This window comes from Halalkalibacter oceani, from assembly GCF_023715705.1.
Classification (GTDB): domain Bacteria; phylum Bacillota; class Bacilli; order Bacillales; family Bacillaceae_D; genus Halalkalibacter; species Halalkalibacter oceani_A.
In genome coordinates, this window is sequence record NZ_JAMBOS010000063.1 from 1 (window position 1) to 1,405 (window position 1,405).

1 protein-coding gene is annotated in these 1,405 nt (G+C 43.8%); it reads right to left on the minus strand.

What is annotated here, in order from left to right; genetic code table 11:
- Positions 1-1,279, minus strand: a 1,279-nt coding sequence (locus M3212_RS21645; RefSeq protein ID WP_251195971.1) for an IS1182 family transposase, incomplete at its 3' end; no start/stop codon positions are given.
- Between the last annotated feature and the right edge of the window lie 126 nt (positions 1,280-1,405).

Sequence of the window (1,405 nt, forward strand, 5' to 3'; positions counted from 1 at the left end):
TCAAATCAAATTGTACTTTTGCTCGTTTTCCTGTGCGATAGCGAATATTGTTTAATTGGAAGAATTCTTTTAGATACGCAATGACTCGCTCGACTGAACTTCGTTGCTTGTAAAGGGTTTTCCATGCTTTCGAACCGCGAGCTGGGGATGTATACCGTCTCAAATCGGTGGTGATTTTGACTTTATACACCTTTTGACAGAGGGTATCTTGCGCTAACGGACAGCCTTTGCATTCTTTCGGTCGTGTGTATTTTAACGTCTCGTATCTCGCGTCGTAACTGTCGTACCGATACGAATGCTCTCGAACACACGTAGGGGCAAAATGGTGATCGAATCCTTCTATATTCGGTTCATTTCGCTTGTTGTAAGCAATGACAGCCCCAGTCTTCATTCGATAGAGTTGTTCGTAAATCGCAGGGGCATCATACCCTGCATCGAGTGTGCTAAAGGCGATTTTTAATTCAAAAAGACGCTCTTGCAGTCCTTTTAATAAAGGGATGGCTGCTTTTCCATCGTTCAGGTTTCCCGAGGAAAAGAGCGACTGAAGGATATACTGGCTTTTGGCTCCAACCGCGAAGTGGCCTTTGTAGCCAAACCAAAAAATGTTTTTTCCTTCACTGTTTTTCTTGATGCCCCACTTAGGATCAAGGGGGACAGCGGATCGCAACTCGACTAAAGACGCGTCAAGTTGGGCTTCAATCTTTTTCTCGAAAATCGGACGAACGGCTTCTTGTTCCGCTTGTTCTTGAAGCCATTTTTCTTTCTCTTCTTTTGATTTGCGGCCGCGCTTTTTTGGCTCAGACCTAGGCTTTTCTTTTTTCGCTGGGGCTTGGTCTCTCGCTTCAATGTGAGTCGCATCAATGGCGATCGTGTCATCGGTGATAAATCCTTCTGCTATCGCTTGATGGATGAGCTGTTCTTGAACCTGTTCAAGAACAGGTGATTCTGCTATTTTAGAGAGCATTCTTGAATAAGATGCTTCAGATGGAATCGCATCAGAAAGAAGGAATCCACAATCCAATCGGAACATAAAATCGTGTTTCAGACGTTTAATCAAATCCTTTATTGTCGGAATTCGCTCAAGAATTCGAGCGACGAGTGAGTAGATCATGGCGGAATAGGTGAGCTGAACAGGCGCACCGTATAGGGCTTTTTTTGACACGACCGCAAGAATCGGGTTGATATCAATTGCTGAAAAAACCGCATCAAAACGATGGGTAGGCTCTAACTCATATAAATCATGCAGGTCAAACAGGCTTTCTTGTCGTATAATAGGCATAGGGAGTCTTCCTCCAGTCTGTAGTTTTGTTTCGTCACTTAACTCATTCGACTTTTGGGGAGGTACTCCTTTTTTCGTGCCTTGAAAACCTTGCGAGACTAAGGGTTCAAATTATGAAATTGACTC